The sequence below is a fragment of the Mycobacterium sp. ACS1612 genome, assembly GCF_001667505.1.
In the GTDB taxonomy this organism is placed as follows: domain Bacteria; phylum Actinomycetota; class Actinomycetes; order Mycobacteriales; family Mycobacteriaceae; genus Mycobacterium.
In genome coordinates this window covers 131242-157049 of record NZ_LZHZ01000022.1, presented here as the reverse complement: position 1 = coordinate 157049, position 25808 = coordinate 131242, and the positions used below count along the sequence as shown (strand labels likewise).

General features: G+C 66.3%; 19 protein-coding genes. 12 read left to right on the top strand and 7 right to left on the bottom strand.

What is annotated here, in order from left to right:
• Positions 1–151 precede the first annotated feature (151 nt).
• The 7 genes from A5724_RS09255 to A5724_RS09225 all read left to right on the top strand — a co-directional run bounded on the left by A5724_RS09255 (position 152) and on the right by A5724_RS09225 (position 16089).
• Positions 152–5065 carry a type I polyketide synthase gene (locus A5724_RS09255; RefSeq protein WP_232004753.1) on the top strand — a complete coding sequence of 1638 codons (4914 nt, stop codon included), beginning with the start codon at positions 152–154 and terminating at the stop codon, positions 5063–5065.
• A complete protein-coding gene (locus A5724_RS09250; RefSeq protein WP_067799635.1) occupies positions 5043–10313 on the top strand; it encodes a non-ribosomal peptide synthetase in 5271 nt (1756 codons plus the stop codon). The genes A5724_RS09255 and A5724_RS09250 overlap by 23 nt, the downstream gene beginning before the upstream one ends.
• A gap of 7 nt (positions 10314–10320) precedes the next feature.
• On the top strand, positions 10321–11094 hold the full coding sequence (locus A5724_RS09245) for an ABC transporter ATP-binding protein (RefSeq protein ID WP_067799632.1): 774 nt from the start codon (positions 10321–10323) through the stop codon (positions 11092–11094).
• 1 nt (position 11095) lies between these two features.
• The gene (locus tag A5724_RS09240; RefSeq protein WP_067799629.1) at positions 11096–13630 is read left to right on the top strand and encodes an FtsX-like permease family protein; all 2535 of its coding nucleotides are present in this window, start codon (positions 11096–11098) and stop codon (positions 13628–13630) included.
• A 9-nt stretch (positions 13631–13639) separates the two neighbouring features.
• A complete protein-coding gene (locus A5724_RS09235; RefSeq protein ID WP_067799626.1) occupies positions 13640–14212 on the top strand; it encodes a DUF2867 domain-containing protein in 573 nt (190 codons plus the stop codon).
• 45 nt (positions 14213–14257) lie between these two features.
• A complete protein-coding gene (locus tag A5724_RS09230; protein WP_067799623.1) occupies positions 14258–15439 on the top strand; it encodes an NAD(P)/FAD-dependent oxidoreductase in 1182 nt (393 codons plus the stop codon).
• Between the two features lie 65 nt (positions 15440–15504).
• Positions 15505–16089 carry a hypothetical protein gene (locus tag A5724_RS09225; RefSeq protein WP_082964933.1) on the top strand — a complete coding sequence of 195 codons (585 nt, stop codon included), beginning with the start codon at positions 15505–15507 and terminating at the stop codon, positions 16087–16089.
• Positions 16090–16101: 12 nt separating this feature from the next.
• Here A5724_RS09225 and A5724_RS09220 read toward each other — a convergent pair whose 3' ends face one another.
• The gene (locus A5724_RS09220) at positions 16102–16356 is read right to left on the bottom strand and encodes a DUF2631 domain-containing protein (RefSeq protein WP_067799620.1); all 255 of its coding nucleotides are present in this window, start codon (positions 16354–16356) and stop codon (positions 16102–16104) included.
• Positions 16357–16509: 153 nt separating this feature from the next.
• On the opposite strand from A5724_RS09220, the gene A5724_RS09215 reads away from it, so the two are divergent.
• Positions 16510–17343 carry a mycofactocin-coupled SDR family oxidoreductase gene (locus A5724_RS09215; protein WP_067799858.1) on the top strand — a complete coding sequence of 278 codons (834 nt, stop codon included), beginning with the start codon at positions 16510–16512 and terminating at the stop codon, positions 17341–17343.
• Here A5724_RS09215 and A5724_RS09210 read toward each other — a convergent pair whose 3' ends face one another.
• Entirely contained in the window at positions 17344–18627 is a 1284-nt protein-coding gene (locus A5724_RS09210; RefSeq protein ID WP_067799615.1) for a deoxyribodipyrimidine photo-lyase, read from the bottom strand.
• Positions 18628–18665: 38 nt separating this feature from the next.
• Here A5724_RS09210 and A5724_RS33660 point away from each other — a divergent pair, with 38 nt between their 5' ends.
• Genes A5724_RS33660 through A5724_RS09200 form a run of 3 tightly spaced genes read left to right on the top strand, consistent with a single transcriptional unit; the run spans position 18666 to position 20178 of the window.
• On the top strand, positions 18666–18830 hold the full coding sequence (locus A5724_RS33660) for a hypothetical protein (RefSeq protein ID WP_197518601.1): 165 nt from the start codon (positions 18666–18668) through the stop codon (positions 18828–18830).
• A 38-nt stretch (positions 18831–18868) separates the two neighbouring features.
• Positions 18869–19339, top strand: coding sequence for a histidine kinase (locus A5724_RS09205; RefSeq protein ID WP_067799612.1), 471 nt, complete (start codon positions 18869–18871; stop codon positions 19337–19339).
• Between the two features lie 26 nt (positions 19340–19365).
• On the top strand, positions 19366–20178 hold the full coding sequence (locus A5724_RS09200; RefSeq protein ID WP_067799610.1) for a DUF4097 family beta strand repeat-containing protein: 813 nt from the start codon (positions 19366–19368) through the stop codon (positions 20176–20178).
• A gap of 76 nt (positions 20179–20254) precedes the next feature.
• Here the strand turns inward: A5724_RS09200 and A5724_RS09195 are convergent, their stop codons facing one another.
• Both A5724_RS09195 and A5724_RS09190 read right to left on the bottom strand, forming a co-directional pair.
• The gene (locus A5724_RS09195) at positions 20255–20698 is read right to left on the bottom strand and encodes a nitroreductase family deazaflavin-dependent oxidoreductase (RefSeq protein ID WP_067799607.1); all 444 of its coding nucleotides are present in this window, start codon (positions 20696–20698) and stop codon (positions 20255–20257) included.
• A gap of 15 nt (positions 20699–20713) precedes the next feature.
• Positions 20714–21547, bottom strand: a complete 834-nt coding sequence (locus tag A5724_RS09190; RefSeq protein WP_067799855.1) for an NAD(P)H-binding protein — start codon at positions 21545–21547, stop codon at positions 20714–20716.
• 81 nt (positions 21548–21628) lie between these two features.
• Between A5724_RS09190 and sigI the strand changes: the two genes are divergently transcribed.
• Positions 21629–22459 carry an RNA polymerase sigma factor SigI gene (gene sigI / locus A5724_RS09185; protein ID WP_082964932.1) on the top strand — a complete coding sequence of 277 codons (831 nt, stop codon included), beginning with the start codon at positions 21629–21631 and terminating at the stop codon, positions 22457–22459.
• On the opposite strand, the gene msrA is transcribed toward sigI, so the two are convergent.
• From msrA to A5724_RS09170, 3 genes are all read right to left on the bottom strand, one after another.
• The gene (gene msrA / locus A5724_RS09180) at positions 22446–23174 is read right to left on the bottom strand and encodes a peptide-methionine (S)-S-oxide reductase MsrA (protein ID WP_067799604.1); all 729 of its coding nucleotides are present in this window, start codon (positions 23172–23174) and stop codon (positions 22446–22448) included. The two genes, sigI and msrA, sit on opposite strands and share 14 nt — an antisense overlap.
• A 69-nt stretch (positions 23175–23243) precedes the next feature.
• Positions 23244–24926 (bottom strand): cytochrome c biogenesis protein DipZ, encoded by a 1683-nt coding sequence (locus tag A5724_RS09175; RefSeq protein WP_067799850.1) that lies wholly within the window; start codon positions 24924–24926, stop codon positions 23244–23246.
• A 139-nt stretch (positions 24927–25065) separates the two neighbouring features.
• The gene (locus tag A5724_RS09170) at positions 25066–25728 is read right to left on the bottom strand and encodes a fasciclin domain-containing protein (RefSeq protein WP_067799601.1); all 663 of its coding nucleotides are present in this window, start codon (positions 25726–25728) and stop codon (positions 25066–25068) included.
• Positions 25729–25808: the final 80 nt, after the last annotated feature.

Below are 25808 nucleotides of genomic sequence, written 5' to 3'. Positions count from 1 at the left end.
GTTTCGATGCGGCGCCAAAACCCCCTCCCCGCCAGCGGGACTCACACCGAAGACGGTGCGCTGTTAGGCAGTAGCGGCTCATCAACCACCACCATCAGACTCGAGTGAGAGAAGTATGCAGGTGCAGGAATCGCAAATCCCACCAAAGTCTGTGGCAGATGTACTGGTCCACGCCGCCAGGCGCCACGGCGACAAAACCGCATTCGTTTACAGCCGCGACGGTGAGGAGGAATCTGCGCGCATCACGTATCGGCAGCTGGACGATAGGGCGCGAGCGATCGGATCTGCGCTGCGGCAACGCGATACGGCCACCGGCACCGCGTTGGTCCTCTGTCCCTCCGGCCTCGACTTCATCGCCGCCATCTTCGGCTGCTTCTACGCAGGAACCGTTGCAATACCGCTGCATCCACCGGTTCATAGCCGACTGATGCCTCGGGTCGCCTCCATCATGGCTGACGCCAACGCCGGCTTCGTGCTCACCACGGCGGAGGTGCGAAGTGAACTGAAGCCCGTCATCGACGAGATGCCAGATGGCGCTTCTCTTCAATGGTGCGCGGTCGACACAGATGTGACATACGGCACCGCTGAGGAATTGGTCCTGCCTGAGACTGACGCGCAGGCAACGGCGTTCATCCAGTACACGTCGGGCTCGACGGGTACCCCCAAGGGTGTCCAGCTGACTCACGGCAATCTGCTCGCCAACCTCAAGGACATGCACAGATTGGTGAGCGGCGACGATGTGCGGTTGGTGAGTTGGCTGCCGATGCATCACGACATGGGTCTCATCGGCGCAACGTTCGAAGTCGTGTACGCCGGGGGCACCGGCTTCCTTATTCCGCCGTCGGCGTTCATTCAACGGCCGATGCGATGGCTCGAAATGATCTCCCGCTATCGCGCCGACGTCAGCGTGGCCCCCAACTTCGCCTACGATCTGTGCGTTGAACGCAGCACCGCCGAGGAGCGGGCCAAGCTCGACCTGTCCCACTGGATCGCTGCACTCAGCGGTGCGGAACCGGTTCGCGCAGCGACGATGCAGCGCTTCACAGAGGCCTTCGCCCCTGCGGGTTTCCGACAGCAGGCGTTCTGCCCGGTCTACGGCCTGGCGGAGGCCACCCTGCTGGTATCCGGCGAATCAGACCGTGGCAGGACGCCGACCGTGCGGCACATCGACAAAACGGCACTGCGGGACAACCGAATCACCTCGGTGCCATCGGATCACGTGAACGCCGCACCGATCGTGGGTTGTGGGCCTGCGGATGCAAGCCAAGAGATCATCGTCGTCGATCCGGTAACCCGCACCCGGCTCGCCCCGGACGAAGTTGGAGAGATCTGGGTCGCCGGACCGAATGTCGCATACGGCTACTGGGGCAAGGCTGCCGAGACAGAGGAGACGTTCAAAGCGCGTACCGCCGACACGGATGACGGGCCTTATCTGCGCACTGGAGACCTGGGCTTCCTCGCCGCCGATGGGGAGCTGTTCGTCACAGGGCGGCTCAAAGACGTGGTGATCATCCGCGGGCGCAACTACCATCCCACCGACATCGAACTCACTGTGCAGCAGACGCATCCGGGTCTGCTGAACGGACGCGGTGCCGTATTTTCCGTCGCTTCGGAGTCGGGACCCGAGCAGCTTGTCGTCGTACAGGAGGTCGACCGCCAACAGATCGCCGACGCCGACACCGACGAGGTGATCGCCGCGATCCGCACCGCCATCACCGCCGAGCACCAAATCCAGCCACACACGGTACTTTTGGTGGACGTGCTGAGAATCCCGACCACATCGAGCGGGAAGATTCGCCGCAGCACCTGCAAACAGGAATTCGTCGACGGCCGGCTCGTACCGTTCGCATCGTGGCAGGCGCCGGAGCCCGGTCACCGCCGGCCCGTCACGACACCAGCGGCTGAGCCGCTCGAACAGACCGGGCGCAGCGCCGAGGAGATCCAAGCCTGGTTCCTAGAGCAACTCGCCGCGGACCTCGACCTCGCACCGACCGCGATCGACATCACCGAACCATTCGCGGCGTACGGTCTCGACTCGGTGCGGTCGATTCAATTGATGAAGGCGCTGGAAACATGGATCGGCCGCGAGTTGCCGCCGACGCTGACCTACTCCTATCCGACGATCGAGACACTCGCCGATCACCTGGCCTCCGATGCGCAGCGCGTTGAACAGGCCCCCATCGAGTCCGCGCACCCGTCCGACGCCGACGAACCCATCGCGATCATCGGAATCGGTTGCCGCTTCCCGGGAGCAGATGGACCGTCGGCGTATTGGCGGATGCTGTGCGACGGCGTCGACGCGGTACGGAGGCCTCCTGGAAGCCGTTGGAAAGAAACCGGTCTCGCGGCTGAGGCTGACGACTGGGGCGGCTTCCTCGATCAGGTCGACCACTTCGATGCCGCATTCTTCGGTATCTCGCCGCGGGAAGCGGCCCGCATGGATCCGCAGCAGCGGCTGTTACTGGAAGTGGCATGGGAGGCGCTCGAGGACGCCGGCCAGGTGCCGGACAAACTGGCAGGCGGCCACGTCGGCATTTTCACCGGCATCTCCACCAACGAATATCAGCACCTGTCGATGCTCCGCCCGGATCTTGCCGACGCCTACAGCGGGACTGGCACCGCGATGAGCATCGCCGCCAACCGGCTTTCCTACACCTTCGACTTCCGCGGGCCGAGTATGTCGATCGACACCGCGTGTTCGTCATCGTTGGTCGCCGTTCATCTCGCGTGTCGCAGTCTGCGTGACGGTGAGTCCACCCTCGCGCTGGCCGGCGGCGTGAACATCATGCTGACCTATGAACCGAATGTCAGCTTCTCGAAGACCGGGGTGCTGGCGACAGACGGGCGTTGTAAGACGTTCGACTCCCGCGCCGACGGCTGGGTGCGCGGCGAAGGCGCAGGCGTCGTCGTCCTCAAGCGGTTGAGTTCCGCTCTGGCCGACGGAGATTCGATCTACGCGGTGATACGCGGTAGTGCGGTCAACCAGGACGGGCGGACGAACGGCTTGATGGCGCCCAGCAGGCAGTCGCAGGAAAGTGTTCTTACCGACGCCTACCGACGCGCAGGCTTGTCGCCGGGCGTCGTGCAGTACGTGGAGGCACAAGGCACCGGCACCCTCCTCGGTGACGCCGTCGAGGCGGATGCCCTCGGCGCGGTGTTGGCCGAGGACCGGGCGCCCGACGAGCCCTGCATGATCGGCTCGGTCAAGACGAACATCGGCCATCTGGAGGCCGCCTCGGGAGTCGCAGGAATCATCAAAGTCGCTCTGGCCCTGCAGCATCGGACGATTCCGCCGACACTGAACTTCTCGCAGCCCAATCCGAACATCCCCTTCGACGCGCTGAAATTGCGGGTGGCAGAGCGCCTCACGCCGTGGCAGGGCAGCGGCCGGGCAGTCGCGGGTGTCAGCGCGTTCGGCTTCGGTGGCACCAATGCGCACGTCGTGCTCGCCGAGGCGCCGCAGCTCTCAGTCATGAATACGGCGGACGGCACCACGGATGACCACATCCAGGTGCTGCCGCTGTCGGCCCGTTCGCCCGAGGCCCTTGTCGAACTAGCCCAGCGGTACGCATCCGTCCTTGCCGATGGAGCTTCGATCGCTGACCTCTGCTACACCGCGGGCGTCCGACGCGCCCACCACGATCACCGGTTGGCCGTGGTCGGGCGGACTCGCGACGAAATGGTGGCAGCGCTGACCGCGCACCGAAACGGGCTACCACATGCCAATTTGTCGACCGGGCGACGTCGTCCGGACCGGCGATCGAACGCGGTCTTCGTGTTCAACGGCGAGGGATCTCACTGGTGCGGCATGGGCCGGCAACTGTACGCCGACGAACCCGCCTTCAAAGATGCGCTGACGGCGACCGGCCGCGCATTACGCCCCCACCTGACACGCTGCGTGCTCACCGAGTTGCTCGCCGATCGTCCCGACGGCTACCTCGACGACGTCGACATCGCCGGGGCGGTCGTCTTCGCATATCAGGTGGCGTTGACGGCGCTGTGGCGGTCGTGGGGGATCGAACCGTCGGCGGTGATCGGTCACAGCATGGGCGAGGTGGCTGCGGCACACGCGGCAGGCGCGTTGAGCCTGGAGGACGCCGCCCGCTTGATTTGTGTGCGCACGCGTCTTGGCCGGCGAACGAGTGATCGGGCGGCGCGCGCCGAACTCAACGAGGTACTGGACGACCTTTCGGTGCTGCCCGCGAACGTTCCGGTGTACTCCAGCGTGACCGGAGACGCACTGGACGGTCAGCTGCGCGCCGAGAGCCATTGGATGGCGAACCTCCGTGCGCCCGTGCGCATTTCGACGGCCATCAGCAGACTGACCGAACGCGGCCATGACACGTTCGTGGAGATCAGCCCGCACCCCTCGATCGGCGACGCGCTGCCGTCTGTTTGCGCAGGCGAATCCGAACGCGCGACCATGCTGACGTCGTTGGCCAACCTGTACACCGCCGGGCACGCTGTGGCCTGGGAGCAGCTTCACCCACCAGGCTGCCGACCTGTCGCGGCCCCGACCTACCCGTGGCAGCGCAACCGGTTCTGGCTGGGCGACACCGACGCGCCCATCACGACGATCGAACAACCGGTTGTGGAGGTCGCAGAGCCGGAAGTCGGCCTGATCGCCGCACTAAGCGGCGCCAACGAGCGGGAGCGCCAACGGCTCCTGACCGAATATCTGCGTGATCATGTCGCGGCGAGAATCGATATGGCGCCGTCGCGCCTCGACATCGAACAGCCGCTGATCAGTTTCGGGATCGACTCTCTGATCGCTGCGGAACTGCGCGCACAAGTCGAGTCCGATACCGGCATCGTGGTGCCGCTCTCGACGCTGCTGGGCGGGCCAAGCATCGTCGGGCTGGCCAACTGGCTCGCCGCGTCTCCCGATTCGGGCCGGCAGCGGGCGGCCGCTGACTTGATCACGGGAACAAATGATTTCAGCGGCACACGGTGGAGCGATTTGCTCACGCAGGTGGAAGAGGTATCGGACGACGACGTCGATGCTCTACTCCGCGAGATATTGAATGTTGGTGAGGTTGACAATGACAGAAACCATCGGTCGTGACGTGGACATCGCGGACCTGTCCGCTGACGAAAAGCGGGCCCTGCTGTCGCGGTTGTTGCGGGAACGCGTCGAATCGTCCGCGGCGACGCATCCGCTGTCCTTCGGGCAGCGTTCGCTGTGGCTGCTCGAGAACCTCTCGCCGGGGAGCCCCGCGCACATCATCACCTATACGGGTCTGATCAGCGGCGAACTCGACGTAGCTGCGCTGGAACGCGCCGCCCAGGCCCTCGTCGATCGAAATGCCATCCTGCGCACCACTTATGGCGTCCGCGACGGGCAACCGATACAGCGGGTGCACCCGCGTTGGCAGGTGCGGATGGCTCGACAGGACCTTGACCCCGGCGAGTACGGGCTGCAGAACTGGCTGCGTCGGGAATCGAACCGCCCCTTCGACCTCGAAACCGGGCCGGTATTCCGGCTGACCCTGCTCAGGCGAGGACCGCAGGACCACATACTGGTTTTGGCCATCCATCACATCGCAGTCGACTTCTGGTCGCTCGATATCCTTCTCGACGAACTTCGCCTGCTCTACGCCGCGCAATTCGGCGCAGAGGCACCCGACGCCTGTGCGGAGACCTACGTCCAGCATGCCCGCAGGCAGAACCGCGCGTTGGAAGGTGAATACGGGGACCGCCTCTGGAAGTACTGGCGTGAGCAGCTTTCCGGTGACCTGCCGGTCACCAACCTCCCGACCGACCGACCGCGGCGGCAGGCGCAGACCTATCGCGGTGCGGTGCATCATTTCACCATCGACGCCGAACTCGCGGCGGCGTTGAAGGAGATCGGCCGTCGCGCGGGAGCGACGCCGTACATGACCCTGCTGGCCGGGTACGCGACTCTGCTGCACCGCTACAACGGCCAAACCGACCTGCCGATCGGATCCCCGTTCGCCTGCCGGGAATCCGCAGCGATCCAGGAACTCGTCGGCTATCTCGCCAACCCGTTGGTCTTGCGCGCCGATATGAGCGGCGACCCGACATTCGCCGCCCTTCTTGCCCGCATCAAGCAGACGGTGCTGGGCGCGTTGGAACATCAGGAATTTCCGTTCAGCCTGCTTGTCGACCGGCTGCACCCGGTTCGTGATGCGAGTCATGCACCGCTGTTTCAGGTCAGCTTCGCATGGGAGCAGGTCCGGCGTTTCCGGGATGCGGGTCAATCCGACGGTGCCAACTCGCTGAACCTGACGTCGGTTCAAATCGGCCAGGGCGGTGCGCTGAGCGACCTGATGTTGCTGATGGGCGAATTGGACGGACGGCTGATCGGCGCGTTGCAGTACAACACCGACCTCTTCGACCAGGCCACCATCGAGCGAATGTCCGGACACTTCCTCACGCTGCTGCGTGGTGTCGTGGCCGACCCTGGCAAGCGGTTGTCACAGCTGCCGCTGCTCACCGACGCCGAGTCGCGGGAACAGAAGGCTTGGAATCGAACGCAGGTCAGCTACGACGCTCCCGACTGCTTACATGAGTTGGTCGCGCAAGCGGCCCAACGTCATCCGGCTGCGGTGGCGGTGTCATTCGAGGACCGTCACCTGACTTACGGCGAACTCGACCGGCGCGCGGACGCGTTGGCGCACCGGCTGCAGGCCCTTGGCGTCGGGACCGACACCCTCGTTCCGGTCCTGCTCGACCGCTCGGAGGATCTGGTCATCGCCCTGCTCGCCGCGCTCAAGGCCGGCGGCGCGTTCATGCCCCTCGATCCCGCGCAGCCGGCGAATCGCATTGCCGCCATGCTGTCGGGCGTGCCCGGGGCGCCGGTCTGCCTCACACACCAATGCCATCTCGACAAGCTGACCGGGTTCAGCGGTGAGCCGGTGTGCCTCGATCGGCTGTCACCGTCGCTGTCCGGACACGCGAGCCCGTCTTCGGTCGGCGTGACAAGGCGCAACCTGGCCTACGTCGTTCACACATCGGGGTCTACCGGTACGCCCAAGGGTGCGCTGAACACCCACGGCGGCATCCGAAACCGGCTGCTGTGGATGCAGCAGACCGACCCGCTCGGTGTCGGCGACCGGGTACTCCACCAGACCCCGGTGGCCTTCGACGTTTCGGTGCTCGAGATCTTCTGGCCACTGATCGCGGGTGCGCAGATCGTCATCGCGAAACCCGACGGACACACAGACGTCGAGTACATCGCCAACAGCATCGCTGAAAACCAGATCACCGCAGCGTTTTTCGTACCCACTACATTGCGTTCGTTCCTCGCCCAACCCGCGGCGAAGGAGTGCGAGGCGCTGCGCCACGTGTCGTGCGGCGGCGACATCGTGCCCTACGAACTCACGCAGCGATTCCACGCCACCGTGAACGCCGAGTTGTGGAACGAATACGGTCCCGCCGAGGCCGCCGTCACGGCCACCTACTTCCACTGCAAGCGGGGTGCGTCGGGGCCATCGGTTCCGATCGGCAGGCCGATCGCCAACGTGCACGTCTATCTCCTTGACACACATCGGCAACCGGTGCCTATCGGAGTCATCGGCGAGCTCTACATCGGCGGCGCCGGCGTGGGGCGCGGCTATCTCAACCACCCCGACGCGACCGCCGCGAGTTTTTCGCCCGACCCGTTCGCCGAAGCAGACGGTCAGCTGATGTACCGCACCGGCGACTTGGCGCGGTACCTGCCCGATGGCAACATCGAGTACATCGGCCGCCGCGATGACCAAGTGAAGGTCCGCGGCGTACGAATCGAATTGGGCGAGATCGAGGCCGCACTGGCCAAGCACCCCGCTATCCGGGACAGCGCGGTGGTGGCCGGGCCTGACGACCGCGGTAACACGCGGCTGGTCGCGCATCTGGTCGCGGGCGACCAGGATCGACCAAGCACTACTGACATGCGCCTGTTCCTGCGCGACCAGTTGCCCGCATCCATGGTGCCTGCGGTGTTCTGCTTCACCGAGGCGCTGCCACAGACGCCGGGTGGCAAGGTGGATCGCCGCGCGTTGGGGGCGGCGTCCGCCGCCACGCCGACCCCCGACCGCGAGTTCGTCGCGCCACGCACACCCGCCGAGAAGATTCTGACGGAGATCTGGTCCGAGGTGCTCGATGTGGAAAACGTTGGCATACACGATGATTTCTTCGCGCTCGGCGGATGCTCGACCCACAGCATGGAGGTCACCGTCAAGGCCAAGGCGGCGGGCATCGCGTTGACGCCGGAAGCGGTGTTCGTGTGCGGCACGATCGCCGAACTGGCGGCCCAGCACGGCGGCGGCGTAGCCGAAAGGGTGACCGCCACCCCAGAGGCAGCCACGACGCTGGGTGGCAGCACGGTGATCGAGAGCATCGGCACGTACCTACCCGCGGAAGTCGTCTCCACAGAGGCGGTTGTCGCTGGGTGCACCGCCGAGGTCGGTATCCCGCTGGGGCGCCTGACCGGCATCTTGAACAGGCGCGTCGTCGGGCCTGGCGAATACGCGAGCGACCTTGCCCGGCAGGCGATCGACGACTGCCTGGCGCGTTCGAGTCACGAACCGGACGACATCGATCTGATCGTCGCGTGCAACACCTCTCGATACGACGGGCCGGAATTCAGGCTGGTATTCGAGCCAGGCACCGCGGTGCGACTGCGAGACCGCTGCGGCCTGAGCAACGCGCTGGCCTTCGACATCAGCAATGCCTGCGCGGGGATGTGGACCGGCATCACCGTCGCCGACGCCTACCTGAAGACGGGCCAGATTCGGCGCGCGATGGTGGTCAGCGGCGAGTACATCAGCCTGCTTGCCGAGACGGCGCAGAAGGAGATCGAAGGCCCGATGGACCCGCGTCTGGCATGCCTGACCCTCGGCGACGCAGGCGCCGCGGTGATTCTGGAGCGCAGCGCCAATGACCGCATCGGTTTCCACGATATCGACATGGCCACGCTGGGCGCGTACAGCAGGCTTTGCGTGGCGAAACCCAGCGAAGGGCCGCATGGGGGCGCGGTGATGGTCACCGACTCCATCGCGGCGACTGTCGTCGCGGTCAAGGCGGCAGTACCCTACGTCGCCGCGGTGATGCGGCGGCACGGGTGGCGGCCGCAGAATTGCGACCACCTTCTGATCCACCAGACATCGGAATCGTCCCTCAGGGACGCGATGCTCGCTATCAACCGGGAGTTCGGGAAGACCGCCGCCCATCCGGGTAACACGATCTTCAACCTGGCCGAGCGAGGCAATACCGCAAGCACATCGCACTGGGTGGCGTTGAAAGATCACATCCTCAACAACCGCATCCAATCGGGCGATCGCATGGTCTTCGGCATCAGCGGATCCGGGCAGACTGTCGGTGCCGCACTGTACACATTCGACGATCTACCTGACCGTCTACGCCTAGGCCGCAAGAACCGCCGGACACAAAGTGTTACGGCATCAAGGACTGTGGATGTTCATGCAACGCCACGGGTGCGGATCGCAGGTGTGGGCACGGTTCCCGCCGGCACGGCGGAAACTCACTCGGTGGCGAACGCGGTACGCGCCGCCAAGTCGTGCCTCGAGAACGCCCGTCTCGAGCCGTCACAGCTGGGCCTGCTGATACACGCCGGTGTGTACCGGGACGAGTTCATCGGCGAACCGGCGATCGCTACGTTCATCGCCGGCGACATCGGGGCCAACGACGACATCCAATCCGCCGATGGCACAAAGACTCTGGCCTTCGACGTGTTCAACGGTGCAGTCGGTTTCCTCAACGCCTGCCAGGTCGCCGCTCAGATGATCGGCGGAGGGAAGGTCCAGAACGCGATGGTGGTGACCTCCGAGACCGAAAACAACGCCGCAGACGGTGTACACCAACTGCTTGGCGTCCAACAAACCGGATCCGCCGTTGTGCTCAGCAGAAGTGACGACGCGGTCGGCTTCGGCGGGTTCGTGTTCCGTTACGATCCCGAACACGCCGATGCGCTGACCACGTACACCCGACAGGCCGGTGGCCGGACCTGGCTGCAGATCGACCGCGAACCCAAACTCGCCACCCACTACCTGGACATGGTGCCCGCCGCTGTCGAAGAACTGTTGGAGCTGGAGAACCTGGACCGCTCGGATATCAAGGTGGTGGTTCCGCCGTTCCTGCCGGTCGATGACCGCACGGAGCTGGCCCACCGCATCGGTATCGACAGCGCGCGGTTCGTCGAATTCGACGGTGAGGACGACCCTTTCACGTCATCGGTGCCGCAGGGCATCGAGCGTGCGGTGCGCCAGGGCCTGGCGGCACCAGGTGACATCGGTCTGATCGTGACAGTCGGTTCCGGCCTGCAGGTCGGTTGCACCACGTACCGGTTCTGAGGTCGTTGTGACGCTATCCACTCCAACAGGCACGTCAAACGGAAACGGCGTATCTGCCGACGCTGTCATCGAGGTACGTGACCTGCGGAAGTCGTTCGGCCGCAGCGACACCGAGACGCAGATCCTCAAAGGCATCGACCTGCGCATTCTCCCAGGCGAATTCGTGGTGTTGATCGGCCCGTCCGGGTCGGGGAAGTCGACTCTGCTCAGCATCCTCGGCCTGCTTGAGCCACCGTCCAGCGGCGACGTCCTGGTGAACGGTCGTAGTGTGACGCAGCTTTCGCGACGGCAGCTGGCCCGCCTCCGGGGCACCAAGCTCGGATACGTCTTCCAGTCGTTCAACCTTCTCGCAGGACTGTCCGTTGCCGAGAACGTGATGCTGAGCGGTCTGCTCACCGGCCACTCCGGGTCCGCGCAACATCGACGTGCGATCGAACTGCTCGATCAATTCGGGTTGGCAGGCAAGGCGAAACGGGTGCCCGCCGAGCTCTCCGGAGGGGAGCAGCAGCGGGTGGCGATCGCGCGGGCGTTGTTCTCCGAACCCGACGTCATCCTCGCCGACGAGCCCACCGGGAACCTGGACACCCGAAACGGACAAAACGTCATCGAGGTTCTCGAGAGGTTGAATCGCGGGGGGCAGACCATCATCCTGGTCACCCACGACCTGTCGATTGCCGAGGAAGCGCCGCGGCTCATCTCGTTTCGGGACGGTCGCATCGAAAGTGATGTCGCGTCGCGCAACGCCGCTCCGATCGTGTTGACCGAGCGGATCGGGCCATAGCGTGGCGGGTCGACAGCTGGCTGCGGCGCTGAGCGTCCTTCGGATCATCAATCTGCGGGCGCTGCGCCGACACAGCTTTCGCGCGCTGTTGGCCGCCGTGTCGCTCGGCGGTGGTGTGGCCGTTGTCGTCGCCGTGATGATCGAGGCCACCAGCGTCAGCGACGCCGTCCACAATGTGGGCTACCGGATCGCCGGACCGGCCCCGCTGCGGGTCGTCGGTGCCGCCTCGCAAGGCGGCATCGACGCGCAAGCTATCGCGAAGGTGCGCGGGATACCCGGCGTTTCGGCGGCGGCTCCCGTCATTCGCGCGGTGACGCTGGCGCGGACCGGGAACCGCGACGACTACGTGCTGACACTCGGAATCGACTGCACTGCACGGTGGATCATCGACCCCGCCGTCTGTCCGCCCGGCCGATCAGAACCGCCGGTGCCCGCCGCCTCGACGACCTTCGCCACCGGGGCCGATCACCCGACGACACTGGTGACCGACGAGGGCCAGTTGCCGCTGACCGGTGTGCTGCACACGTCTCAGCTCGACACCGTCAACGACGGTCTCGCGGTGGTGCTACCGCTGAGCGCCGCGAAGGCACAATTCGCCAGGGGCGACCGGGTCGATCTGCTCTATGTGACCTTGGTCGACGATTCGAAGGCACCACAGATTCAGGCGCAGATTCGCGCCGCACTCGGACCGGGTTACAGCGTCCTCACTCGAAACGACCCCGACGCCGGGATCGACGTGAACGCCGCGCTGCTTCCGTTGTTGGGGATCTTCGCGCTGATCGCGGTGGGAGTGGGCGTCATCCTGATCGCGCAGATCACCCGGCTTTCGGTCGAGGAGCGCCGACATGAGGTCGCTGTGGCCGCGGCTCTCGGTGCCTCGCCGCTGGCCACGGTGACGGGGTTCCTCGCCGAAGCCGCCGTGCTCGGCGCGCTCGGGTCGGCCGTCGGGGTGCTCGCAGGCATCGGCATCGCCCATCCTGTGGTCGCGCATGCCAGCGCACTCACGCAGGTCTTCCTCGGGGTGAACGTGTCGGTGGTGGTCCATCCGTGGATCCCCGCGGTCGGGGTGGCGATGGGCGTGCTGTTGGCCGTCCTTGCCGCCGCGCTGCCCGGCCTTTCGGTGTTGAAAACCGCGATCGCGTCCGAGCTTTCCGGTCGTGCGCCCCAGATGAACATGGAATCCCGCAGCATCTGGCCCAAAGCGGCGGGGCTGCTGATCGTCGGGGCTGCCGGCGTCGCCGCCACCGAGGTCACGACGCGGTCGGGTGGACTGCAGCAATGGCAGGCTGTCGTCGCCAGCGCCGCGGTCGTCCTGGTCATCGTCGGATTGCTCTCGGCCGCAGCGTATTTGAGCGCCCAGCTGATAACTCTGTTGCGCGTGCCGCAGAACCGGGCGGGGGGCGCCACGGTGCGGGTGGCGCTCACCGGTCTTCGCGCCGATGCGTCACGCACGACGGCGATGGCGGGTGCTGTCGCCGTGCCGGTCGTGGTCGCGTCGGTGCTGTCCTCGTTTCTCGTCGGAATCAGCAGCAGCTCCGAGGTTCTCGCCAAGTCGCAGGCCACCGGTCGGCTGGTCGCCACTACCTCCCGGTTCAACAATTGGCAGGGACTGGACTCGGGGTTCTCCCCGGAAACGATCACCAAACTGGCTGCACTGCCGGGAGTCGGGCACGTCGAGCGGATGGTGGAGATCCAGGTATCGCTGGCCGACGGGGCATCGGCGTATGTGCGCGCCGAGGATGATCCGGCGCTGCCGTTCCCCGTGGTGGCTGGAAAGCCTCAGCAAGACGCGATGCACGCCGACGAGCTCATCGTGGGCAGCACCCTCGCCCGCGACGAGCACCTTCGCGTCGGTGACTCGATGCGTCTCGGGGCAGGAACGCGTGCGCGCACCATGGTCGTCGGCTCCATCGTCGCCACCCCGGAACTGGGCGGCCGGCGAATCTACCTGCCCTTCCCGACCGCACAGGAGATCTATGGCTTCCACCCGGCGGGGCTGGTTCGCGTCGTGCCGGACGACGGCGTTCGAATCGAGCAGATTGCAGACGAGATCCACTCCGCTACCTTCAATCAGCCTGTCAGAGTGGTGAATTCGGCCGGCTACCGCAACGAGATCGCCGACGGCGCCAACAATTTCCTGGTGCCGCTCAATGCGCTCGAGTACGGGCTGCTCGCCATCGCCTTCATCTCGGTGTCGGCCACGCTGCTGCTCGTCGGACTGCGCAGGCAGCGCGAGATGGCCCTCATACAAGCGCTTGGCGCGACCAAGTCGAAGGTCTTCGCCATCACCACGGTCGAATCGATCGTCGCTGGCGCTGTGGGTGCCGGCTTCGGTGCGGTGTTCTCCGTCGCCATCACCGAGGCGGTGCGGCGGGCGGCCGTCGTGGTCGTGGGTTCATTGAGCCCTCTGAGCTTTCCGTGGCCGGAAGCGATCAAGTACTCCGCGTTCGCCGCGGCTGCTGCAGTCGTCGCGGCGGTCGTCCCCGCCTGGAAGAACACCCAGGCGGCGCCCGCGACAGCCCTGCGCGATGAGTGACCTGATGCCATGAAACTTCCCGACAGCGACCACTTTTCGCGGCAGTGGCTGATCCACGACTTCACGCGGGACTTTCGATTCGAGGGGGTGTGGGCCCTGCCGACGCCGGGCGGCCAGGACGACTTCCCGCGGCTGGTTCGGATCTTGACCGGCTTCGACGAGGCCCGCCAGCCGGGTTCGCTGATCGGCGCACTGTTCGCCATACGCGAGACCGTCGGCCGAATGTTCGGCTGGGACGGCAGGCTCGCCGGCGGCGGCAGGCCGAGTCTGCGTCGACGGCTCCCCGCGGAGTTGGCCGCCGATCCGCAGGCAGTGACCCTGCCGATGGGTCTCGTGCCGCTGTACCAGACGGACTGCGAGTGGGCGGCCGAGCTGATCAACAAAACCGTGCACGGCGTCGCCCACGTCGGCTGGACGCAGCACGGGCCGGGGGACTACCGCGGTCAGATCGCGATGTTGGTCAAGCCCAACGGATTACTCGGCCGCGTTTACCTCGCAGCGATCGCGCCGTTTCGGTACCTGATCATCTACCCGCGGCTGTTGCGCTGGGTGGGCCGGAAATGGTCGGCCGCTGGCGCATGAATCACGAGGAGACCCAATGGTTTTGACCCACGCTGGAGGGCGTCGATGACGGCGCTTCGGGTGCTGGTCGTCGGCGCCGGTGTCGGCGGTGTCTCCCTCGCGCGCGCATTGCTGCGCGACGGGCACGACGTCACCGTTGTCGAACGGCGCCGAGACATGCGGCCCGGCGGTGGCTCGGTGACGCTCTGGCCCACCGGGTCGACGGTGCTGGCGCAGCTCGGCGTCGACATGGAGGGGGTTGGGCAGCGGCTGTCGTCGGCTGAGATCGCCACATCGACCGGTCGCAGCGTGATGACCATCGACCTGGCGTCGGTGGCGGATCGGCTCGGCGGGGCCGTCCGGCAGGTGCCCCGGCGCGTGCTACTCGACCGCCTGCTGGACGGCTTTCCCGGCGACCGCATCCGCTGCAATGCCCGCGCGGTCGACGTGCTGGACCGTGCCGCCGGGGCGCAGGTGCGCTTCGAGGACGGTGGCAGGGCCGACGCGGATCTGGTGGTCGGCGCCGACGGGCTGCACTCGATGGTGCGGGACGTCATTGGTGGGCGAACTGCGAAGCCGACCGGCTGGTGCAGTTGGCAGGGGATGAGCACGCTGCCGGGCGTGGTCGAACAGGACGTCGCCGTGCAGATGATCGGCGCGTGCGGCAACGTCGGCCTGTGGCCGGCGGGGGGCCCGGATGTGCAATGGTGGTTCGAGATGCCCTGGTCGCGCGATTTCGTCAGACCGGCCCGCCCTATCGAGATGATTCGCGCGAACTTCGGCGGATGGTCCGATGCGGTCGACCGGGCGCTCGCCACGTTGACCGACGATGACCTCGCCGATTCGCCCTTCCCCCATTTTCGGCACCGGGTACCGCGTCCGACGCGTCGCGGCGCAGTCACGCTGCTCGGCGACGCCGCGCACACGATGCCGCCGATCCTCGCGCAGGGCACCAATCAGGCGCTGCTCGACACGATGGTGCTGCGCAAGGCGCTGTCGGCCACGCGCAGGGAGGATTTGTGTCGCGCGTTGCGGTGGTATGAGCGGACCCGGCGGCGCCCACTCAATGCGGTGTCGTGGATGACGTCGCGTCAGCAGCCGCAGAGTGAACCCGTGCTGCGGCTGGCAGCGCGGATTCCGGATTCCCTTGCGACGCGGGCGATGACGAAGTTCCTCCAGCTGACCAGCCACCGTGACGTCGCGGCCGAACTCAACCAGCCGCCCGCGTCCCATTCGCGCGCACGCTGAACGGGTCCCGTTTGCGCTGGAAATCGAACCTTTACAGATCATGGCAAAACTGTCACGCTCTAGAGATGGCACGCCGTTCGTACATCGCTGACGACAAGACCACTGCGAGTGTCCTGCCCGCCGCTCCCGTGCCGTCGGGCGCGGGCAGGGTGCTGCGGTACCAACTCGACGTCGTCGCCGACACCGCACAGGACGTGCTCCAGTCCGCAGGCGGATGGTTGTGCGACCGCGCGCTCGCCGGATGGGACGTCAACGTGATGGTGGCGACGGGGGACACCCGAGGTCTGACGATCCTCGGAGCCACGGCACTCGACTGGACCGACGGTTATCTGTCGACGGTCAGGAACTCGGCGCCCGGCGGGACGTTGGCCGTCAGCGCGGACCTCCTGGCCACCGACGCGGGTGTACGCGCGGAGATGAGCCGGGTGTTGAAGCGGGGAGCCACCGAGGTCATCGTGTGGGGGAGGCGGTGGCCGACCGGATTGGGCAGGGCGGCGGACTCGGTGACGCACCGGGTCAGCACGGCCGCACGGGCCTTCAAATCGCATGCTCTGCTGGCAGCGGGCCTCGTCGTCACGGATGGCGGCGGCGCGACCGAGGAGCTGTTTCGGGTCGAGACGAAATCAGTCCGCCCGCTGCACTCCGTCTGAGGTGACTGCTGCCTACCGGATCCAGCCCCGGCGGCGCAGCCACCAGTCACGCGCGACCACGACCAAGACCAGGATCGCAAACCCGATGAGGAACCCGTCCTCGACGTGGCCGACATGGTTGCCGCGCAGCATCGCCAGCATGAACAGCGCCGCCAGCAGCCCACCGATGTGGATGGCCTTGTGGTTCTCCTTCGACCAGCCCCACTCCGCGGAGGGCACATCTTCGACGTCGACGCCGGTGTGTCGGTCCACCTCGGTGCTGGCCACGGTTGCTCCTCACGGTCTAGGGCGATCTTCAGACATTTTGGCATAGGTCTACTACGCGCGGCCGTACACCCGGCGCGTTCACCTTTGTCGGTTTGCTGGATCGCGCGCTCGTCGGCGGCGTAGCGTCATCTGCGCGCCGAAGGGGGAATCGTGATGGCGGGGCTATTGGAGGGCAAGGTCGCGTTCATCACCGGCGCGGCACGGGGGCAGGGCCGTTCGCATGCGGTCAGGTTCGCCGAAGAGGGCGCCGACATCATCGCCGTCGACCTCTGCGAACAGATAGCCAGCGTGCCTTACCCGTTGGCCCGGCCTGAAGATCTCGACGAGACCGTCAACCTCGTCGAGAAGACCGGCAGGCGGATCGTTGCAGAGCAGGGCGACGTCCGCGACTTCGAACGCCTCAAGGCCGTGGTCGCCAAGGGCGTAGCGGAACTCGGTCGACTGGACTTCGTGCTGGCGAACGCCGGAATCCTGCCCGCGGCCGACGAGGACCTCAATGCCGTCGCCTGCTACGTCGACGCGGTCGACGTCCTGCTCAACGGTGTCTACTACACCATCGAGGCGGCGCTACCTGTACTCGTCGAGCAAGGCGACGGCGGAGCCATCGTCATCACGAGTTCAACGGCCGGTCTCAACGGCCTGTGTGTGAGTTACGACCTTCTCAACCATGGGCTGGCCGGCTACCAAGCCGCCAAACACGGAGTCATCGGGCTGATGCGGTACTACGCAAAAGCGCTCGCCGAGAAGAACATTCGAGTGAACACCGTGCACCCGACCGGGGTGGCGACGCCGATGCTGATGAATGAATATGCCGAGCAGTACTTCGGCAAGCATCCCGAGGCGTTGGCCGCATTCGACAACCTGCTGCCGGTCCAGCTGATCGATGCGGCCGACATCAGCGAGGCGATGCTGTATCTGTGCGCGGAATCCGGCCGCTACATCACGGGGATCCAATTGCCCGTCGACGCCGGACTCACCGTCAAGTAGTCAGCCGACCTGGCTGTAGCGCCGCAGCGCCTCTTTGCGTTCGGCGGCGTGGTCGACGATCGGCTCGGGGTAGTCGCCGTCGTCGATCTCAGGCACCCACCGTCGCACGTAAACACCGTCCGGGTCGAACTTGACCGCCTGTGTCGTCGGATTGAAAACCCGGAAGTACGGCGCGGCGTCCGTGCCGCAGCCCGCCGCCCATTGCCACCCGTGTTGGTTGTTGGCCATGTCGCCGTCGACCAACTGCTCGAGAAACCATCGCGCACCCCATTGCCAGGGCAGGTGCAGATCCTTGACCAGAAACGACGCCACGATCATCCGCACCCGGTTGTGCATCCAACCGGTCGCGGCCAGCTGCCGCATACCGGCGTCGACAATCGGGTAACCCGTCCTGCCTTCTTTCCACGCGGTGAACAGCGTGTCGTTCTCGTCGACTTCGATGGCGTCGAACGCCTTGTTCCAGTTCCACCACGCGCTGTCGGGACGGTCGTAGAGCACCGTGGCGTAGAAGTCGCGGAACGCCAATTCGCGAAGGTAGGCCTGCGCGCCCATGCCGCGACCCAGATCGACGGCCATGGTGCGGGGGTGGATGGCGCCGAACTTCAGGTGCGCCGACATCCGGCTGGTCGCGTCGAGGTCCGGCCGGTTGCGGTCCTCGGCGTAGGTATTCAGGCCGCTGGCAACGAATTTCGCCCATTGCGCGACGGCGGCCATCTCGCCTGCGGGCAGCTCCAATGTCGTCCCGGTGTCGGGGATGTCGACGCCGCCCGCCAGGTCGGTCGGGTCGATCCAACGTGCGGAGTCTGCACCGGAGCTGGCCGGTGTGCGCCAACCGTGTCGCCGCCAGGCCTCGTAGAACGGGCTGAAGACTCGGTACGGCGTGCCGTCGCCCTTGGTGACCCGGCCGGGCGACACCAGGTACGGCGAACCCGACTCCTCCAACGCGACGTCGCCGAGCGCATCGCGGACCGCGTCGTCGCGGCGCCGGCCGAACGGCGTGTAGTCCGCCGACACATGTACCGACGCGGCACCGATCGCGTTGGCCAGCTGGGGAATTCGTTGTTCGGGGCGGCCGCGGGCGACCAGCAGGTTGCCGTCGAGGCGGTCATGGACGTCGCGCAGCGCGTCGTACAGGTGCTGCAGGCGGCGCGGGCCTGATGAAGCCTCGAGCCGTGGATCCAGGACGTAGCAGGCCAGCACCTCGCCGTCGACGGCCGCCGCGTCGAGCAGCGCGGGCAGATCGGACAGCCGCAGATCGCGTCGGAACCACAACACTGCGGGCATCCATTGATGCTGCCCGAATTTCGGGTCAGAGAAACAAGATGCCACTCCGAAGAGTTCGCGGGATCGCGCCGACCGGGGCCAAGGTGTCGGTCGCGGGCATTTACATCGACCGGTTCCAGGGCGACGTGCTGGCCGCCCGCCGTGGCCAAGTCGATCTCTACGGCTTGCTGGAGCAGCTGAGAGCCACCTTTCCGTCAGGCTGACACTTGTGGTGACATCAAATTGATGTCACCATGACGTCATGAACTTGCAGCCGTACGTGGACGGCGTACGCCACGATTTGTCGGTGGCGGCCGCCGCAGGGGGACCGGATGCCGAAGCGCTCGCCGAGCGGCTGGCCGCACCGCTGGAGTCCGCCATCCGGCTGGCCCTGCTCGAAGCCTTGTCCGAGGCGGCCGAGCAGATCACCCGCGAGTTGGCGCCTGGGGCGGTCGACGTCCGGTTGCGTGGACGCGACCCGGAGTTCACGGTGTCGTCGGGCACCGTGGGTGAGACGCCCACCGTCATCGTGCCGGAATCAGACGACGACGGCGGCACGTGGCGGGTGACGCTGCGGCTGCCGGAGCACCTGCGAACCCGAGTCGACGCGGCCGCACGCGGTGACGGGCTGTCGGTGAACGCGTGGCTGGTTCGTGCCGTCACCGCCGCGCTCGGCGGACCGCGACGGCCGCGCGGTGAGGCCGGTAAGCACTTCAGCGGCTGGGTCCGCTGATTCCACACCACCGATCAGGAGAAGCGATGCCGAAATTCGATACCCCACAACCGATCACCGCGACGGTGGAGATCTCGGCCGGGTCGGTGCACCTGGTCGCCAGTGAGCGCGCCGACACGGTCGTCGAGGTGCGACCCCGTGACGAATCGTGCAGCCACGATGTCAGGGCCGCCGAACAAGTGCGTGTCGACTTCGCAAACGGCGCCCTGCTGGTGTCGAGTCGGCGCGGATTCTCGTTCCCGCGCAGGGGCGCGGTGGTCGTCGACATCGCGTTGCCATCCGGTTCGCGGTTCAATGCGGCAGCGGCGTCGGCGGACGTCACAGCCGATGGCGGCTATGCCGACTGCAAGTTCGCGTCCGCGAGCGGAGACGTCGAGGTGGGCTCGGTGCTGGGAAACCTCAAGGTGGACAGCGCATCCGGCGGCGTCACGGCTGCCATTGTCGCCGGGTCGGCATCGGTGTCGACGGCGTCCGGCGACGCCGTGATCGGCAGCCTCGACGGCGACATGAAGTTCCGCGCAGCCAGCGGGTCGGTGGTGGTTCGGCGACTGCGCGGGCAACTCAGCACGCGGACCGCCTCCGGGGACGTCAATGTCGCACACGCCGTCAGCGGCGGCGTGTCGGCGCAGACCGCCAGCGGCGACGTCGTCGTCGGTATCGCCGAAGGCACCGCGGCCAAACTCGACGTGCACACCAGATCAGGTGAGGTCCGCAACTCGCTGACGCAATCGGACGGCCCCGCGGAGGGCGACGAGACGCTCATCGTGCATGCGCAGACCGCATCCGGTGACGTCGTGGTGCAGCGCGCTTCTCAGGCGGGGCCGGTCACGATCAGCTGATGTCCCCCGGGCAGACCCATGGCTGTTCAACCGGGCGGGCACGACATCCGTGGCTGCTTCGGTCGCGCCGCCGAGGCTAGTCGCCGGGGTCGAACCGGAACACCGCGAGTTGCCCCGCCAGTGCGGCGAATTCGTCCGGGGCGCCGTCGCGGACCAGGCCCGCGCGTTTGGCGAATCCGACGCCGACGGGCACCTTGACCGCGAAAGCCCGCAGCACAGGCCGGGATTGGGCGGCGTCGAGTTCGACGATCTTCACGCGCCGCGATTTGCGTCCGCGCGACAGCGTGCCCTCGCCTGCCGCTCGGGCGTTGGACGCCCAGTCGGCACCCGGATAACCGGCCACCACGTACATATCGCCGTCGTGCTCGAACGGCGTCATCGGGGTGCTGCGCGGCTTTCCGGTCTTGCGGCCGGGCACGGTCAGCACCATCGCAGGGCCGGTGGGGATGCCGAGCTTCTGCACGGCCATCATGAATTTGTTCATCGGCTTGAGGTAGCGCGGCGGATGCAACACCGACATCGTCTGTCTCCCTTTCTATTTGAAGAGTTCCCTATGCGTGGACACGGCATCGGCGAACGTCGAGGGCGGTCTGCCGAGGATCTTCTCCACGTCGTGCGTGACCGGCGCGGATTTGTCGACGGTGGCTTCCAGGAACGCGAGGTAGGCGTCGGCGAACTCGGGTGAGAAGCCGATCACCATGAAGCGTTGCCGCACCACGTCGGCTGGCACCTCCTGGTAGCGCAACGGCCGGGACAGCACCGACCCGATGATGTCGACGAGTTCGGCGTTGGTGAACGCCTGCGGGCCGGTCAACGGGATCCTCTGCCCGACAAGGTCGTCGGTGAGCAACGCTTTGGCGGCAACGGCAGAGATGTCCTTGTCGACGATCGGTGCGGTCGACGCGGTTGCATACGGCCCGTTGACCACGTCGCCCGCCTGGATCTGCGGCGCCCACATGCCGAAGAAGTTCGTGACGAAAACTGTTGGGCGAAGGCTCACCCATTCCAGGCCGGAGTCGACGACGAGCTGTTCGACCTCTTTGTTGCGGTCGCCGCGGAACCGTGACGGTTGGCGCGCGAAATCGTCGTCCGCGTTGATCGCCGACAGGGCGACGAGTCGCATGACACCGTGATCGCGCGCCTGCTCGACGAGCGATTCGAGCTGATCACCGAGCGCACGCGAGTTGAGGAACACCGCCGTCGCACCGGGCAGACCCTCGGTCGCGGTGCGCACCGCCGCGACGCCGTCGGGCAAGCGCGCGTCCGGCTGCCGGGTGACGGCGCGTACCTCGGCGCCTGCCGCTGCGAGTTCATGGACCAGTGGGCGGCCGACGTTGCCGGTTGCGCCCGTGACGAGAATTGCGTTCATGAAGACAAGGACGACGTCGCGCGACGGAAAGTTACATGGCGGCCGCGGTAACTTTTCCGGGCCGCGTTTCGTCACTACTTCGTGGGCCCGATAGACGCCGCGGTGCGCAGCCACCGCCCGTACCTGGTGAACCTCGCGTATCAGATGCTTGGTGACGTGGCGGAGGCGGAGGACGTCGCGCAGGAGGCGCTGCTTCGGCTGTCGCGCGCGTCGCACGTCGACGATGTGCGCGCCTGGCTGACCGTTGTCGCTGGGCGGCTCTGTCTGGACCAGTTGCGGTCAGCGCGGGCCCGTCACGAACAACCCGACGAGATGGGCGGGCTCGATGCGCCCGCGGCGCGGGACGCCGACCCGGCCGATCGGGTCACCCTCGACGATGAGGTGCGCACCGCATTGCTGGAAGTGCTACGCCGGCTGAGCCCCGCTGAGCGGGTGGCGTTCATCCTGCACGACGTGTTCGCAATGCCTTTCGATGAGATCGCCGAGACGGTGGGCAGGCCGGTCGGCACTTGCCGGCAACTGGCGCGGCGGGCCAGGACCAAGTTCGCGGACTCTGCGGCGCGGCCGTCCGACGTCACCGATGTCGAGCACAGGATCGTCACCGAGAAGTTCATCACCGCATGTGCGAACGGTGACCTGGAGTCGCTGACCGCTGTGCTGGACCCGACCGTCTGGGGCGCGGCGACGTTCGTGGGCGGCGGCCCGCCGCAGATCAACCACGGCCGGGATGCGGTGGCGCCCAACCTTCTTCGCTTCCTCGGCGGTGGCTTGACTCTGGTCACCGGGCCCGCGGGAGAGGTGCTCGGTTACGCGGGCCGCGCGCTGTTGGTGGTGTTGGTGTTGACCGTGCAGGACGGTCTTGTCGTCAAGATCGAGGCTACCGTCGATCCGTCAGCGGCTAGCCGGCGTTGACCGCGTGCACCAGCACGGGCTGATCGCGATACAACTGCGGGAACTGTTGCCGCAGCTGGTCGACCTTCGGCATGTCGTAGGTGGCGATGTACAGCGCGGCCGGATGTTCGCTCAGGTAATCCTGGTGGTAGTCCTCGGCGGGGAAGAAGCCGGAGTCCCTCTTCGTCTGTGTGACAACCGGTGCGTCGAAGACCTTCGCTTGGTTGAGTTGCGCGATGTACGCCTCGGCAACCCGCTGCTGCATGTCGTTCTGCGGGAAGATCGCCGAGCGATACTGGTCGCCGACGTCGGGTCCTTGCCGGTTGATCTGGGTCGGATCGTGAACGACCGCGAAGAAGACATGTAGCAGCTGGCCGAATGTCACCTGGCTGGGATCGTAGGAAACGCGCACGGATTCGGCATGCCCTGTGGTGCCCGTCCCCACTGTTTTGTAGTGAGCCGTCGACGCATCGCCGCCGGCGTAGCCGGCGACCGCCGCCGACACACCCTTCACATGCTGGAAGACGCCCTGAACGCCCCAGAAACAGCCGCCCGCCAACACGGCGGTCTCACTAACGCCCGGTTGACCCACGGGCTCATCGACGGTGGGCCCGGGAACATCGACCGACGCGTTCGCGCGGGGCGAGGGCTCCACGCCGATGTGCAACGCCAGCAGCGCCGCGCCGAACGCGACGACCAGCGTCAGGGCTGCGAGGCCGCGCTCTTTGAAGCTCACATGTCGAGGCTAGCGTCGACGGCGGCCCAAGATCGGCGGGATTTCCTTACTGAAGTGTGACAGAGCCGCTCACCCATAGGTGAACGAGAACGCCTGCAGCCCTTCGCTCAACTGGACCTCGACCGTCGCCCGGTGCACCTCGTCGTCGCCGACCAGTTGGCGCAATGTGGGCGGACCGCTGACTGGGATCTGCCTGGACTCGCCGTCGCGGGTCACGGTCACCGTGCCTGTGCCGCCGACGACCAGATACACATTGCGGGCGCGGTAGCTCAATTTGATGCCGGCACCCGATCCGTCGGCCGTCGCGCCCTGATAGTCCAGTTTCCAGTCGCCCCGCAGTGCGAACGTGTCGTCGGGCAGCCAGGCCGGGTAGTCGAATGTAGCCTCGCCCTCGTCATAGGTCTGCCCGCCGCCGTAATTGACCACCTTGCCGACTCCCAGATAGGTCTCCGGGGTCAGGCCGGATGGGGGAGTGGTGTCGGCAGCCTCGGTCGGGGTCGGAAGCGTGACATCGGGCCGGACATCCGAAAGTAGTTGACGGATCAGCGTTTCGGTTTGTGCATAGTCGCCCTCGCCGAACTTGATATGGCGGACGGTGCCGGCGGCGTCGATCAGATACTTGGCCGGCCAGTAACGATTGCGGTAGTTGGTCCACGTCGCGTAGTTGGTGTCCAGCGCGACCGGATAGGTGATGTTCAGGTCGCGGGCACCGCTGGCGACGTTGCGTGGCTCACGCTCGAATGCGTATTCGGGTGTGTGCACGCCGATCACTTCGAGGCCGGCGTCCTTATAGGCCCGGTACCAGTCGACGATGTGCGGGATCGCGCGCTGGCAGTTGATGCACGAGTAGGCCCAGAAATCGACGATGACCACTTTGCCGCGAAGCGATTTCAGGTCGACGGCCGCACCGTTGGGGGTATTGAGCCATCCGGTGATGCCTTTGATGTCGGGCGCCGTGCCGCAACTCTCCAATTCCGCTGCGCCGTTGGTGCACTTGGCCAGGTCCTCGTTCTGGTCGTTGATTAGACCGCCGAGGTTCAGTTTCTCGCGGAGCTGCTCGTCGCCGCCGACGGTCTCCTGCAGCTTGGCGGTGTAGTCGGGGATGGTGCGTTGCAGCGCTGCGGGCAGGTTGAACACCAGCGCCACCGCCAGCAGGATGGTGACAACGCCTGCGACGATGCGGATTTCACGTTGGCGCTCGCGGAACGCCGCGACCCGTTCAGCGACGCGACGGCCTGCGAGCGCGAAGAACAGCAGCGGCAGGCCCGCGCCCACCGCGAACGACACCGTCAACGCCACCGTCGGCAGCCCGATCGTCCCCGTCGCACCGGCGATCACGATGGCCGCGAGCACTGGGCCCGCGCACGGCACGTACAGCACGCCCAACGCCAGACCGAGCCCAAAACCGCTACTGCCGGAACCGAACTGCTTCTGCGGCAGCCGGGAGAACGGTTTCTCCAGCAGCGCTTCGAATTTCGGGAAGATCAGCCCGACGCCGATGGCCACCAGTGCCGCCAGCGCCACCCAGCGGATCGCGTCCTGAGGCAGTCGTAGCAGCGACAGCAGCGCCGAGCCGATCAGTGTGACAACCGAAAAGCTCAGCACCAGACCGGCGATCACGCGGTACGGCCGGGCCTTCACCCCACCGCTCGGGGTGCCGGAGAAGAAGATCACCGGTAGCACGGGAAGGATGCACGGCGAGATGCCGGTGATCAAGCCGCCCAGGAAGCCGATCAGGATGAGTGTGAACATGGGGGCGTCCGCCTTCATGGCGCGAGCTGGGCCCCTACCCGAGCTGGGCCACCGGGGCCCAGCTCGGGTAGGGAACATAGAACTGCCTGATTTCGGCGCGAAATGGGCAGTTCTACGTCTGCTCGCGAGGGTTGGTGACCTAGGCGGCAGGCGGCATCAGGACCGTGTCGATCAGGTACACGGTCGCGTTGGCGGTACGGACGCCGCCGCACACCACGCCTGCGTTGTTGACCTTCAGGGTGTTGCCCATGCCGGTCACGTCGACCTGGCCGCCCTGCACGGTCTTGTGCATCCCGACGACCTGAGCGGGGCTCGCCTGCCCGGGCACCACGTGATAGGTGAGGATGCTGCTCAGCAGGTTCGAGTCGGTCTTCAGCTTCTCGATGGTGGCCGGGTCGATCTTGGCGAACGCGGCGTCGGTCGGGGCGAACACCGTGAACTCACCGCCGTTGAGGGTGTCGACCAGGTTCACGTTGGGGTTGAGCTTGCCCGAGATCGCGGCGGTCAGCGTGGTGAGCAGCGGATTGTTGCTCGCCGCCACCGCCACCGGATCCTGCGCCATACCGGTCACCGAGCCGGGGCCGGTGGGGTTCTGTGCGGCGTAGTCGGCGCAGCCCGGTCCGACCAGGCTGGCGCCGGGATCGACGGGCTGATCCATCGGGGTCGCCATCGCCGACGACGACGGGCTCGCCGGTTCGACGGGTGCCGCGGTGGAAGTGTCGGTCGAACACGCCGACAAACCGAAAACCGCGACCGCGGCCAGGCCCGCCACCGATACTGCTTGACGGTGAATAACATTCATGACGCTCTTGCTCCCTTGTCGTGACGGGCATGGTGCCCGCGCTCTGCACTGACACCAGAGATTCGGCGTGAGGCCCGTCA